Source organism: Azospirillum sp. INR13 (assembly GCF_015390205.1).
Taxonomy (GTDB): Bacteria; Pseudomonadota; Alphaproteobacteria; order Azospirillales; family Azospirillaceae; genus Azospirillum.
Window position 1 is genome coordinate 65,001 of record NZ_VUOI01000003.1, and the last position, 13,688, is coordinate 78,688.

Below are 13,688 nucleotides of genomic sequence, written 5' to 3' on the forward strand. Positions count from 1 at the left end.
TTTCAAGACAACAGTGGTCGAAAACAGAGTTCCGGCGATACCTGCACATGGCGATCTCGTCAGCCGACGAGATGAGGCTGTGGTGCCGCTATTGCCTGGACCTCGGCTATGTGGACCAGGAAACTTGGCAGGCATGGCGTGACGGCTTCCAGGAAGTCGCCCGCATGCTCCAGGGTCTGGGCAAAGCTGAACGCCACTGACGTCTGCCGTCTGGCATCTGTCCTCTGAGTGGTAGCGGAGCGTTCCGTAAGCCTGCGAAGGGTGTCCGTGAGGCCGCCTGGAGGTATCGGAAGTGAGAATGCTGACATGAGTAGCGACAAACAGTGTGAGAAACACTGTCGCCGAAAGTCCAAGGGTTCCTGCGCAAGGTTAATCCACGCAGGGTGAGCCGGCCCCTAAGGCGAGGCCGAAAGGCGTAGTCGATGGGAACCACGTTAATAGTCGTGGGCCTGGCGGAGGTGACGGATCGGAAAGCGTGTATGTCCTTATCGGATTGGACATGCTGTGGACCGGTTCCAGGAAACAGCCCCGCCGTATAGACCGTACCCCAAACCGACACAGGTGGACTGGTAGAGTATACCCAGGCGCTTGAGAGAATGGTGTTGAAGGAACTCGGCAAATTGCCCTCGTAACTTCGGAAGAAGAGGGCCCTATGGGTGGGCAACCACCTGTGGGGGGCACAGACCAGGGGGTAGCGACTGTTTACTAAAAACACAGGGCTCTGCGAAGCCCACACAAGGCGACGTATAGGGTCTGACGCCTGCCCGGTGCCGGAAGGTTAAGAGGAGAGGTGCAAGCCTTGAATTGAAGCCCCGGTAAACGGCGGCCGTAACTATAACGGTCCTAAGGTAGCGAAATTCCTTGTCGGGTAAGTTCCGACCTGCACGAATGGCGTAACGACTTCCCCGCTGTCTCCAACACCAACTCAGCGAAATTGAACTCTCCGTGAAGATGCGGAGTTCCCGCGGTCAGACGGAAAGACCCCGTGCACCTTTACTACAGCTTTGCAGTGGTGCTAGGGACTTCATGTGTAGGATAGGTGGGAGGCTTGGAAGCCCGGGCGCCAGCCCGGGTGGAGCCAACCTTGAAATACCACCCTTGAAGTCTCTGGCATCTAACCGTGGCCCGTGATCCGGGTCCGGGACCCTGCATGGCGGGTAGTTTGACTGGGGCGGTCGCCTCCCAAAGTGTAACGGAGGCGCGCGATGGTGGGCTCAGAGCGGTCGGAAATCGCTCGTCGAGTGCAATGGCATAAGCCCGCCTGACTGCAAGACTGACAAGTCGAGCAGAGACGAAAGTCGGCCATAGTGATCCGGTGGCTCCACGTGGACGGGCCATCGCTCAACGGATAAAAGGTACGCCGGGGATAACAGGCTGATGACTCCCAAGAGTCCATATCGACGGAGTCGTTTGGCACCTCGATGTCGGCTCATCACATCCTGGGGCTGGAGCAGGTCCCAAGGGTTCGGCTGTTCGCCGATTAAAGTGGTACGTGAGCTGGGTTTAGAACGTCGTGAGACAGTTCGGTCCCTATCTGCCGTGGGTGTCGGAGTTTTGCGAGGATCTGTCCCTAGTACGAGAGGACCGGGATGGACATACCTCTGGTGCACCGGTTGTCACGCCAGTGGCATGGCCGGGTAGCTAAGTATGGACGGGATAACCGCTGAAAGCATCTAAGCGGGAAACCCACCTCTAAACCAGAGCTCCCTTGAGAGCCGTGACAGACCATCACGTCGATAGGAGGCATGTGGACGGGCAGCAATGCCTGAAGCTAAGCCTTACTAATCGCTCGATCGGCTTGATCTCGACACCACAAACCGCGCCATGCGCAGCAGCAAGCCTGCTTGGAAAGGCCCTGCTTGACGCAACGCCGCCGGTTCGATACATCCTCAATCACTTGCACTGAACAGCGATACGCTTCGGAACAGCGTCGGTCTTGAGCCTTGGTGACCTGGTGGTCATGGCGAGGTGTCAAACACCCGATCCCATCCCGAACTCGGCCGTGAAAAGCCTCCGCGCCAATGGTACTGCGTCTTAAGACGTGGGAGAGTAGGTCGCCGCCAGGTCACTCAGACTCAAGAGACGCTCAAACCGAAGCTCAAATCGCCGGCATCGTCACGACATCCATCACCCTATATGAGAGACATCCGCGGGGTGGAGCAGCCCGGTAGCTCGTCAGGCTCATAACCTGAAGGTCGCAGGTTCAAATCCTGCCCCGCAACCAAATCAAAGCCCCTGAAAACAAACAGTTTTTCAGGGGCTTTTCATATCCGGAATCACCCTTCTCCAGACCACCTCCGGAATCACATCGGAATCATTTGGGCGGAAATTCCCGCGCGTTTTGGCGTAGCGTTCTAGCGTAGGGTGCCGGGGTGTGGACGGGGAAATCCGCTTCGGAGAGGGGAGGGTAGCGGGTCTGGATCAGCGACTCGCCAGCCAGTCGCGCAGCTTCGACCAGCGCCGTTCCTCACCTCCGCGGCCATGACCTCGTGGACCTTGTGGGCCAGCACGAAGGCGGTCTTGTACTGGACGTCAAGGTCGCGCGACAGCACCAGTGCTGCCTTCCCTTTCACCCTGTTCACTAGGATCAGGATGGCGGTGATGGAGAGCTGCAGCGGCGGCTTGTTGAAGGCGAACAGGATACCGCTGGTCAGCGAGAAATTCCGGCGGCACGCCTTGCACCGCCAGCGCGCCGCCCCGTTCGGTCGGCGCCAATCATAGCAGGTCCGTCCGCCTTCACCACTGCAATGGTCCTCGAAAATCCTCTCGCATCCAGCGTTCCTGTGCACGCCGCGCTGAAGGTGCAGGTTTTGGCCGTCGATCAATACCCGTGCGTAGCCGATCAGCATGAGTCAAGCCTGTGCTTAGGCAGAAAACTCGTGGCGTGTTCTCGATACCAAACGACGAAAAAGCTGACCGACGATGGCGGGCGGGAGAGCGAAGCATGTCGGTGGTGGAACTGAAGAAGCGCGTTCCCATGCTTTAATTCAGCCTTTCCCCGGCAATGCCGCCGGGCTAAAAGGGTTGATGTTTACCGTCAGACCATCGGAAATAGAACATTTTGACGGCGCCGAGCTGGTCGAGCTGCTGCGTGCTCTTCTCTATGCCGAAGCGCGCAAGGCCGGCGTGCCGCTGCGCAATGTCGATGTGCCACTGCAGATCACGATCGCCGATGGCGGGCAGGACGCGTCCGTTCACTGGGAGAACGGAGAAGCCTCGACCGCATATTTTCCAGGGCGCGACATCGTCTTCCAGTGCAAGGCGACTGACCATGGCGACTCTCAGTGGAAAAAGGAGGTCTGGACCAAGCAGTCGCAGTCCAAGAAGGTCAAGGCCAAGGTACTCAACCAAGCAATCAGTGACGTGCTCGCGCGCGGCGGCACCTATATAGGGGTAACAGCCACGCCGCTGGTCGGAACCAAGGCCGAGGACCGCGCGACAGCAATCCGGGACGGCATCGCCGAGGCCGGCGGCGATCCGACCAAGCTCGCCTCGGTCCAAGTCTACGATGGCAACAAGCTCAGCGCCTGGGCCACTGATCATCCCGCCGTCGCCCTGTGGGTCAAGGAGCGCAAGGCCGGCATTCCGCTGGCTGCGTTCTCGACCCTCGATCGATGGGGCAAGCGCGCTGATATCGCGACGCCGCCGTTCGTGCCCAGCCCGGAACGAAAATTCTCGCTCGGATCAAGCGCCAACGATCTCCTCGACTTCGACCAGCTCGCTGGACGGATCGTGGACCATCTGTCGGACCCGGGCGCGTGCGTGCGCATTTGGGGTGCCTCGGGCATCGGCAAGACCCGGGCGCTCCACCAAGCCCTCAGTTCCAACACGCTACGGGATCAGGTGGCCGCCCAATTCATCTTCTGCGACCACCGGGAAGTCACCGGACACATCTGGGATGTCGCCAACCACCTCAAAAATGCTCCTTACGCAGCCGTCCTGGTGGTGGACGCCTGTCCCTGGGAGGACTCGCGCCGGCTTTTCGAACTGGCTAGCGCCGCGGACAGCCAACTGCGCGTCATTACGCTCGGTGCGGAGGGGCGGGATCAGGTCGACGGCTGCCTGATGATCAGAGTCCACCCGTCGGACAGGGCGACCATCAAGGGCATCCTTGGCAGTGGTTTGAAGACGACACCGCCGGATGTGCTCGACCAGATCGCCGCACTGTGCGATGGCTTTCCGCGCCTTGCGGTGCTGGCCGCCTCCGCAGGCGACAAGGGCTTCGGTGTTCGAAGTTCGGCCCATGACGTTGCAGAGAAAATCCTCAAGGCCGCTGGCATCGAGCACAACACCATCCGGGCGCTCGAATGCCTATCCCTGTTCGAATATCTGGCCCCCGACCGGGAGCCAAGCGATTTTGATACGCTCTCCGAGACGCTCGTCCATATGAAGGGCGAGCTGATGTACGAGCAACTCGTCATCGCTGCGGAGCAGCATCTGGTCGACCGTAATCACGATAGCATGGCCGCACAGCCGCTGCCGATCGCCAACTATCTTGCATTGCGGCGTCTGAGGTATCTGCGGCCATCCACCGTCAGTGCGTTCCTGACAAACACCAGCTCGGCGTGCCGTGACTCCATGCTCGCGCGCTGGCGCTCCCTGGGTGAACGGTCACCGACCTTGGTGGAAGTGGTCCGATCGCATATCCTCGGCGGCCCCCTACAGGAGGTCGAGGCGTTGCTGGGCGAGAAGGGTGCGCCATATCTCGCCGCGTTTGTCCATGCCGACCCCAACACTATGATGGGGGTGCTCCACTCCGCCATTATCCGCAAGTCGATCGATGAACTCGCGTTGCTCGACATCAGTGACGCTCTACTCGATTCGCTGCGGCTCCTCGCCTCGCGCAAGCAAACCTTCAGACCGACCACCGGTCTCGTCCTTCGCCTCGCCGCCGCATCGGATCTCGATGCCGATACTCCTGTCCTTCAGTTGCTGCGCCGTCTGTTCCAGGTGGCGCTTGCCGGCACCGAAGCTGATGATCGCTGCAGGCGCGAAACGCTCGACGAAACCCTTGAGGACAACGATCCGCGGATGAAGCGCGCCTGTGTCGAGGCGCTGGGTGCGATGCTCACAACCCATATGACGCGCTTCGGGGACTTTGAGCAGGTCGGTACCGAGCCGTACCGGTCGGAATGGTTGCCGCAAGACCACGAGGTGGTGGTCAGCTACTTCTCTTGGGCCTTGGAGCGCCTGCTCGATGTCTGGCGCACTGTCCTCTCACTCCGTTCACGCATCGAGGAAATAATCGCCGCGGACCTGCGCACGCTGCTCGGCTTTGAAACTGCTCCCCATTATTACCACCTTCGTGAACGAAGTGGTCGCCGTTAGGGGGCATTGGTCTGAGGGAACCAGGCACATCGGCGACTGGCTTTATTTCGACAGCCCCAGCCGGCCCGACGATTTCACCAAGTCGGTGCGCGCGCTCTACGATACGGCACTTCCATCCCAACCGGTGGAGCAGGCGCTTTTCTACAGCCGGTTCTGGGGGACCGACATCCAAGATCCCGACCAGCGCTACATCGACAATGTTAACGACCTGGATTTTGACTATGCTACGCGGCGTGCGCAGGGGCTGGCACCGGCGATCGCCGGCGACCCGGTACAACTCGCCCGGGTCATTGAGGTGATGGCCAGCGAGGAGTTGAACGCACCCTTCCCCTTCGCGCAGGCGCTTGCGAGCATCTGCCCGATCCGCTCGGCGCCTTCAAAAAGGCAGTCGATGTGCTCGAGGCGAGTGATAGCCGTGCTGGTGTCGGCTTCGTGCGCGCACTCCTCTCCTCGCTGGACCGCCAGCTGGCTGGAGACATCGAGCAGCTCAATAAGCTGGTCGACATCGCAAAATCGTCGCGGGTCCTCTCCGAAAGCCCGATGAACATCTATAGCGCGTTGCGCATGACGGACGAGCGCGTCAAATCCATCGTGGACGAGGTCCGCGCGAAGACGCTTGATCCGTTCCGGGTCGTTCCGATCTCCTACGGCAGGGCCCTGGACGCCGTCTCCATGCCAACCCTCACCGCCCTGATCGAAGCTCTGCTCGACCGAAGCGATGGCGGCGCTTGGGCGGCCATCGAAATCCTTTCCATGGTTACTCATGGCGACAAGGATCTTCCACCCGAGATCCCGGCACTGATCAAGCTCGCCATATTGGCGCCAGTGATCGCGGATGGGGGCAAGGGCAACACCGGGCATGCGGAACATGCGCTCGAGCGCTTGATCCGCCGCCTCGCTGCCTCCGATGCAATCGACGACGCCTTCGCACGTGGCTTCGCCCAGCAGATCGAGCGGGCGTGCCGCTCGGTCGGCGGACATTACAACCGCCCGGCCGATGCGCTTCGCGCCGGCCTCACGATCATCGTCAAGCACGCGCCATTGGGGGCCTGGGCGGTGCTGGCGGGCTTCTATGAGGTTGCGACGCGCTCCGAGCGCGACCGGTTGGAAATGATCATCGCGGCTACCAAGCCCTTCGCTTTCGACGTGATCCGGACTGGTTCGGGTGTGCTCTTCGAAACACCCCAAGCGGCGATGCTCGAATGGGTCCAGCAGGATCCTGAGGGCCGGATCGCGTTCCTTCTCAGCTTCTATCCAATCCTCGAGCAGGTGGACGACGCGTGGACATGGCATCCGGCCCTGCAGGAACTCGCCGATCTTTATGGCAGGCTTGCCGAGTTCCGCAATGCGCTACGCTCGCGCATGCTGCCAAGTTCCTATGGCGGGTCGCTAGAAAAACATCTGCGCAGCTTCCGAGTGCCGCTAGACTCATGGGCCAAGCATCCGCAGCTCGGCAACTGGTCAGGGCGCATGCTGTCGGATATCGACTCATGGCTGGAGCACGAGGCAGCGTGGCACTGACGCGACTACGCCGACTTGGAAGAGTAGGAGCTTGGCCCGCAGCACGCAGTAGCCGTTCTCGGTGTTGTGATAGGCGATGCGCTCCACCAGCCCGGACAGCGGTTCGCGGTCCTCGGCGGCAGGACGGGTCGGATCGGTAGGCGACGGCTTCGGTATGGTCCTCGAGGATGGAGCAGGGGCGGTGTGCTGTTCCCGTTCCCGACTGCGAGGCGCGCAGAGCCTCACCAAGGTTTCCTCCGAGATGGGGGAGATGATCCGGCGCAAGCTGCGCTTCTCCAGCGAGGTGCCGGCTGTCCAGGTGCTTTGATCGGCTCCATCGCTTGCGGTGTGATCAGCGCCGTGCTCGCCGTACGCCTCCGGTGAGCGCCGCCTTGGCAAAGTAGGGGTTGGCGTCTGAGGTTTGTGTGGCGCGTCATCGCGCGGACGCAAACGAGTTGCAAACGTCATGGCTTATCAGCGGGTCGAGGTTCTGACGGGAACGGAGCGGCGGCGGAATTACACGCCGGCGGAGAAAGTGCGGATGGTCGAGGAGGCGTTCCGCCCCGGCGTGGTGGTGACGGACGCGGCCCGCCGGCTGGGCGTGCACGAAAGCCTGCTGTATCGCTGGCGGGGGCTGATGAAGGCCACAGGGAGTGCCGTGGCCGAACCGTCCAGCTTCGTCGCGGTGACCATCGCGCCGGAGCCGACCGTAACGGAACCGCCGGTCGTGGAGCCCCCTGGGTCATTGCCGCCTCCGGCGCCGCCGGCCACGAGCCCGGCGATCCTCGAGGTCATCTTGCCCAGCGGGACACGCCTGCGTCTGGAAGGGCCGGTCGACCCGGCCCTAGCGGCGGCCGTCGTCAGTGCCCTGGCATGATCCCGGTGCCGAGCGGGGTGCGGGTGTGGCTGGCCACCGGGCACACCGACATGCGCAAGGGCTGGGCGAGCTTGGCGTTGCTGGTTCAGGAACGCTTCGCCCAAGACCCGCACAGCGGCCATCTCTTCATCTTCCGCGGGCGCCGGGGTGATCTGGTGAAGATCATCTGGCATGACGGCCAGGGCAGTTGCCTGTTCATGAAGAGGCTGGAGCGGGGCCGGTTCATCTGGCCAACGCCGGCGGACGGCGCGGTGTCGATCTCGGTGGGGCAGATGGGCTATCTGCTCGAAGGCATCGACTGGCGCAACCCGCAGAAGACTTGGCGCCCCGAGGCCGCGGGGTGACTGCGACACGGTGAATCGACGGGCTGGTTCAGGGGAGATTGCGGCGGCTCGACGGCGCGATCCCGGGTAAACTGGCGCCATGACCGCCGCTCCGCCCCCTGCCGCCTTGGCCGACGACATCGCCAGCCTGCGCGCCGCCTTGGCGCAGGCCGAGGCGCGGGCGGACGCCGCGGAAGCCGAAGCGGCCCGGGCCAGGGCGATGGCGTCCAACACCGAGGCGCTGATCGCCAGCCTGAAGCTGGAAATCGAGAAGCTCCGGCGCGAGCTTTACGGCACACGCTCCGAGCGCAAGGCACGCCTGTTGGACCAGTTGGAGTTCCAGCTCGAGGAGTTGGAAGCGACGGCCAGCGAGGACGAGTTGGCGGCCGAACAGGCCGCTGCCCGCATCACCGCGGTGGCGGCCTTCACCCGCAAACGGCCATCACGCCAGCCCTTTCCCGACCACCTGCCGCGCGAGCGCGTCGTTGTGCCGGCACCGGCGAACTGCCCGTGCTGCGGCTCGGACAAGCTGTGCAAGCTGGGCGAGACGATCACCGAGACGCTGGAGATGATCCCGCGCCGGTGGAAGGTGATCCAGACGGTGCGCGAGCGGTTCTCCTGCCGGGCCTGCGAGACGATCAGCCAGCCGCCGGCGCCGTTCCACACCACCCCGCGGGGCTGGGCCGGCCCCAACCTGCTGGCCACCCTCCTGTTCGAGAAGTTCGGCCAGCATCAGCCGTTGAACCGGCAGGCCGAGCGCTACGCGCGGGAAGGCGTGCCGCTCAGCCTGTCCACCCTGGCCGACCAGGTGGGCACCGCCGCCGCGGTGCTGAGGCCGCTGCACGACCTGATCGCGGCGCATGTGATGGCGGCCGGGCGGCTGCATGGCGACGATACGCCGGTGCCCGTGCTGGCCAAGGGCAAGACCGACACCGGGCGGCTGTGGGTGTATGTGCGCGATGACCGGCCGTTTGCCGGCCAAGCCCCACCGGCGGCGCTGTTCCACTACTCGCGCGACCGCAAGGGCGAACACCCCGAACGGCATCTGGCCGGCTTTACGGGCTGGCTGCAGGCCGATGCGTTCGCCGGCTACAACCGGCTGTACGAACCCGACCGCCGGCCGGGGCCGATCAGGGCCGCGCTGTGCTGGGCGCATGCCCGGCGCGGCTTCTTCAAGCTGGCCGACATCGCTGCGAACACGAAACGCGGCAAGGATGCCCCGCCGATCTCGCCGCTGGCGCTGGAGGCCGTGACGCGCATCGACGCCATCTTTGATCTCGAGCGCGCCTTGAACGGCAAGCCGGCGGCCGAGCGGCTGGCGGCACGCCAGGAACACGGCGTCACCCTGGTAGCCGCGCTGGAGAACTGGTTGCGGACGGAGCGCGCCCGGCTCTCCCGCCATGCCCCCGTAGCCAAGGCGATGGACTACATGCTGACCCGCTGGGACGCCTTCACCCGGTTTCTCGGCGATGGCCGGCTGTGCCTGACAAACAACGCTGCCGAACGCGGCCTGCGCGGGATCGCCCTCGGGAGGAAAGCGTGGCTGTTCTGCGGCTCCGATCGCGGCGGCCAGCGGGCGGCGATCATGTACGGCCTGATCACCACGGCCAAGCTCAACGACATCGATCCCCAGGCGTGGCTCGCCGACGTGCTGGCACGCATCAACGACATCCCTCAAACCCGCCTGCACGAACTGCTGCCCTGGAACTGGAAGCCGGACTGACCGCGGCGCTCACCGGATGCTTACTGCTCGCCCCTCTTACAGTCGTCTGAACAGGGTCGGATCGGTGAGTGCGGAGACCGCGATCAGCCGGCGGTCTCCACCATTCGGCGCCGCGGACACGAACGCGTGCGGCGGCCGACCGGGGCGGTCGTCCACAGCCATCACGATGAAACACCCGCGACGGCTAGCCGGCCTTGGTGAAGCGGTCGCCGACCGAGACGTTTGCCGGACGCCCGAACATCAGCGCTCCTCCGACCGATGCGCGAGTTCGTCGATGAGATGACCGTAGCGCTCCGGTGGGAGATGCCGCGGGCTGGCCGCCATGGCCCGCAACGCGGCGTAGCCCGCCGGGGTGAAATGGGCGCGGGGAAACCCCCGATCCGTTTCGGCGATCGTTACCAGCCCGCGCTCCAGCAGGCTCTGGACGATGGCCGGGAGTTTCGGTTCGCCTTTCCGCGAGCCAGTCGCCCATCGCTTCAGAAGGATGCCGTCCGCCAGCCGCGGCGGTTCCGACCAGCGGCTCATGAACTCGCGGCGGATCAGATCGCGTTCGGCGGGGGTGAAGTCGACGGTATCGGTCATGGCCGCGACCGATAGCACCCGGGCGACATCCGGTCCAGCGGCGGCCGGGGAAACATCCGGTGCACCGAAGGGCAGCGCGATGCCACCATGCCATGCCAGGAGATGACTCCTGCAGATGGTGCAGTCGCTGCTGCCGAACCCCGGAATCGGGACCGGCAGGGCGGCGAGGCGTGCGACCAGCGCGCATTCCTCGCCGACGGGAAAAACCCAGCAGCCGGTCACGGTACCCGCCGTGGTCAGGCGGTCGATGTGCCAGCGAACGCTCTTATCCCGGCGCATGTGACGGCCGACGCGGGCGCGCAGTCCACCTGGGCCGCGGGCGCTGCCGCAGTACAGGTACCGCCCCGGCGGCAGAATGGCCTTGGCCCGGCCGGGCAGGGCGACGTCCACCGCTTCCGCCAGCCTGACGAGCAGAACGTAGGCGCCGGCGACGGGAGGGACCGTTTCCGCTGTGCGGTGGAACTGGGACGCCTGCATGGACATCATCACCGCCACTTCAGCGTGGCTGGCGTGAGGCGTCAACGGGAAGCCGTCGGTTTCGCCCTTGATCGGGGAGGGCCGCGTCCGCGATGACGGACCGGCCGGAAGCCTCTCTTCCCGCCTTTCAAACCCGTCGCAAACACCGTCTCGGCCCTCTCCCTCCCCGTCTCACACCTTCCGGCAGGACGGAGGGCCAGACAAAGGCCCGGCTCAGGCGCCGGGACGTTCTTGGCATGGAGTGGAAGAACCGTCAGCCGTCGATGACAGGATCGACACCGCGGTGAAGGGGCAGGCCCACCCCGTCCAGAGTACCGGCTGAATGCAGCACACCCGGTAGGTGAAGCCAAAGACGAAGGAGGTCGCGGAGACCGGACATGTGCGCTTCCAACCACAACGAGATCATCGGCGGGGGGGCCGCCACACCACCGGCCGAGGCCGAGCCGGCATTGTGCCAGGCCTGGGCCGACCCGTTCTGTGAAGCCCGGCCAGAGCCGGCCGATCGTCGGTAGGCGTAGGGAGGACATCGTAGATGTGCACCTTCGCCCCTGTCGCGCCAGCAGCGAGAACTGCACGAGGTTTCAATCCACGCTTCCACACGGGAGACGACGTGTTTCGCGGTCGAGAGAGACCCACTTCGCGAGGATATCGAGCGCGGCTCCCCATAAAATCCGGCCTGATCCACTTGATCATTCGCATCAGATTAGAGCGTCGCCACCTATGTCGGTCCGACTTGCCCTGATCTTCTCGTCCAGTTTTTCCGGACGCAGCACATAAGTTAGGATTTCGAGGGAGCGCGGGCCGAATAGGTATTTTTGGGTGACGGGTTCTAGGGAGGATATTTGATCCACGATTACCGTCTGACCATTCAGATATGACACCAAGTCAGATGTCTGGAACGTCGGTCCCTTCCAGAAGCTGATCTGCTCGTCTCCGATGCCGATGTAGCCGCGGAGAACAACATTGATGAACTCATGGGCGTGCCGCACTGGATGGCCGCTCATCTTGGCACCGTGGAAAACGCGGTTGGCGATGACGATGCCGGTATGGATCGCGGTGGTGGGTTGCACGTTCCAGCCAAGCTTTTTGAACAGGGCTTTCTGGTTGGCGATCGCCTGGAATGTCGTATTGCGGAGCGTCAGTTGGTGGCCCGCCTTCTCAATATGCTCGAAACTGTTCCGCATTTCGTGAGCGTTACAGGGGAGGTAGGCGTTCTTGCATTCGAACAGGAACAAGGTGTCATCCCGCCAAGCGACGATATCGGTCTCCACCTCTTTGCCGCTGATTCTGATTTTGGCCTCAACTTCGACCTTGAACCCCGCCTCCGCGAGAGCGTCGGCCACCGCTTTCTGCATCGGGTCGATGGTTCCCGCGACCAGATCGGTCCGCAGCTTGTTGGCGGTGACGATGTTACGGACTAGATTCGAAGCGGCCACGAGGTGCGGTGCAATGACGACATGATCGCCTATAACGATGATGGGTGTGTATTGCAGATCCACGAAGGTGCGGTTTTCGCCCAAGGTCAGATAGTCGATCAACTCCTTGGTCTTCTCATAATCGTGGAAGATCAAGTTGAGCTGGTTGACGATTTCATCGCGCGGCATGATGAGCACCGTCGAACGATAGGTCAGCAATAATCTATCGGGATCGGTAAAACCCTCAAGTCTCTTCTGATAGATGCAGCTAAGAAAGCGAAAATACCGCTGCATTTTGAAAATATCCTCGGAGGAGATCCGGTCGGATATTTTATAGGTTGGCGTCGTTTCCTTATTGTCGAAATTGTCGACGTCCAGCACTAGGAGGTTTTCGATCTCATCTCTGAAGCGCTGGTGGGTGGAGAACAGGCCGAAGATTTGGGGGGCGGTCGGAAGGCGGAGTGTCAATCTCTTGATCGGCTTGTCGACAATTGTGACAACCTGTTCGAGTGTCCCCGTGCGACACCCTTGATTGACAAATTCTTTGATGGAAACCGGTGCATCAAGCTCCTCCAGCATTTTCAAGCGCTTGAGGAGCTGGAACTGGGACTGGATGTAGCCGAGGCGTACCGATTTCTCGATGTCCGGGTCAATGGATGACACAGTGACAGAAGTTCCGCTCAAGACGGCCTGGTACGGAAGATTGTCGATGGTGGCCTCGGCCTCCCGAAATTTGTTGATCTTGGCTGCTACGACCAGCAGTCGATAATAGGGGAGATCGGTCGTCTTGATTAATTTTTCGTCGACAAGATTGCAGGTCTCCGCTGTAAGCTTGAACATCTCCCGATACATTGACAACACCAGGGATGCCGCCTCGCTAAAATCCTCGGCGGAGTAGTGCTGCGGCTCCTCCGAGTCTATTTGGGGGTGATGAACCCAGCCGAAATAGAAGACGTTGTTCACCAGAACGAGGATCGTCTTGATCACCTCGTCCTTGCGGAGCCGCAGGAAATCAGCAAGGTCATCATGCAACTTGCGAACATTTGGCGCCAGCCGGGTCAGTGCCTGGACCGACTCGAGATAGGCGAAGCGATCCGGATGAAGGGTCAGCAGGGGCCGAATCTGAAGGATCGCCGTGGCGATGTGGCCGACGAGGGAGCCTTGGTACGCATAGCGCGAAGCGCGGAACAGCCCGACGCGACGAATCTCCGCGATGGTGAACTCTGCGTCGGTGATAACGAGAGCCAGCGCGGTGGCCATGGCCTCGCGCCGCTGGTTCTTCACGAGATAGTTGCCAAGATCCTTGAGGTGCCGCTTCAGCTCTCTGTCGAATTCCTTCTGAGAGCCTTGGGGGCGTATCGGCCGCTTGTCCGCCGTCAGCGCCTGCGCAGCGGCCACAATCGCCGCCTTGGTCTTCTTTGCGAGTAACCACCCGATAAGTTTGTCAATTGTCATTGCGTTCC

Annotated in this window: 9 protein-coding genes, 1 tRNA gene and 2 rRNA genes (1 of these 12 only partly in view); 9 read left to right on the plus strand and 3 right to left on the minus strand. The window is 62.5% G+C overall.

The window, feature by feature from the left end:
• The 3 genes from F1643_RS03450 to F1643_RS03460 form a co-directional block, all read left to right on the plus strand.
• Window positions 1-1,806 (plus strand): 23S ribosomal RNA (locus tag F1643_RS03450) (it extends 1,386 nt beyond the left edge of the window).
• A gap of 144 nt (window positions 1,807-1,950) precedes the next feature.
• Window positions 1,951-2,066 (plus strand): 5S ribosomal RNA (rrf, locus tag F1643_RS03455).
• A gap of 82 nt (window positions 2,067-2,148) precedes the next feature.
• Window positions 2,149-2,224: transfer RNA gene (locus tag F1643_RS03460), tRNA-Met, on the plus strand.
• A gap of 130 nt (window positions 2,225-2,354) precedes the next feature.
• Here F1643_RS03460 and F1643_RS03465 read toward each other — a convergent pair.
• Complete coding sequence (locus F1643_RS03465; protein WP_194910802.1) at window positions 2,355-2,849, minus strand: hypothetical protein; 495 nt, start codon at window positions 2,847-2,849, stop codon at window positions 2,355-2,357.
• 73 nt (window positions 2,850-2,922) lie between these two features.
• Here F1643_RS03465 and F1643_RS03470 point away from each other — a divergent pair, with 73 nt between their 5' ends.
• The 6 genes from F1643_RS03470 (at window position 2,923) to F1643_RS03495 (ending at window position 9,751) form a co-directional block, all read left to right on the plus strand.
• Window positions 2,923-5,328, plus strand: a complete 2,406-nt coding sequence (locus F1643_RS03470; RefSeq protein ID WP_194910803.1) for a hypothetical protein — start codon at window positions 2,923-2,925, stop codon at window positions 5,326-5,328.
• On the plus strand, window positions 5,276-5,872 hold the full coding sequence (locus F1643_RS03475) for a hypothetical protein (protein ID WP_194910804.1): 597 nt from the start codon (window positions 5,276-5,278) through the stop codon (window positions 5,870-5,872). Before F1643_RS03470 ends, F1643_RS03475 begins: the two co-directional genes overlap by 53 nt.
• Complete coding sequence (locus tag F1643_RS03480; RefSeq protein WP_194910805.1) at window positions 5,761-6,849, plus strand: hypothetical protein; 1,089 nt, start codon at window positions 5,761-5,763, stop codon at window positions 6,847-6,849. The genes F1643_RS03475 and F1643_RS03480 overlap by 112 nt, the downstream gene beginning before the upstream one ends.
• Before the next feature lie 445 nt (window positions 6,850-7,294).
• On the plus strand, window positions 7,295-7,705 hold the full coding sequence (locus tag F1643_RS03485; RefSeq protein WP_194910806.1) for a transposase: 411 nt from the start codon (window positions 7,295-7,297) through the stop codon (window positions 7,703-7,705).
• Window positions 7,702-8,049 carry an IS66 family insertion sequence element accessory protein TnpB gene (gene tnpB / locus F1643_RS03490; protein ID WP_145690542.1) on the plus strand — a complete coding sequence of 116 codons (348 nt, stop codon included), beginning with the start codon at window positions 7,702-7,704 and terminating at the stop codon, window positions 8,047-8,049. The genes F1643_RS03485 and tnpB overlap by 4 nt, the downstream gene beginning before the upstream one ends.
• A 79-nt stretch (window positions 8,050-8,128) precedes the next feature.
• Window positions 8,129-9,751: an IS66 family transposase gene (locus tag F1643_RS03495; RefSeq protein ID WP_194910808.1), complete on the plus strand. Its 1,623-nt coding sequence runs from the start codon at window positions 8,129-8,131 to the stop codon at window positions 9,749-9,751.
• 240 nt (window positions 9,752-9,991) lie between these two features.
• On the opposite strand, the gene F1643_RS03500 is transcribed toward F1643_RS03495, so the two are convergent.
• Window positions 9,992-10,855, minus strand: coding sequence for a DUF123 domain-containing protein (locus F1643_RS03500; protein WP_255542364.1), 864 nt, complete (start codon window positions 10,853-10,855; stop codon window positions 9,992-9,994).
• 653 nt (window positions 10,856-11,508) lie between these two features.
• Window positions 11,509-13,680, minus strand: a complete 2,172-nt coding sequence (locus F1643_RS22075; protein ID WP_255542365.1) for a hypothetical protein — start codon at window positions 13,678-13,680, stop codon at window positions 11,509-11,511.
• Window positions 13,681-13,688: the final 8 nt, after the last annotated feature.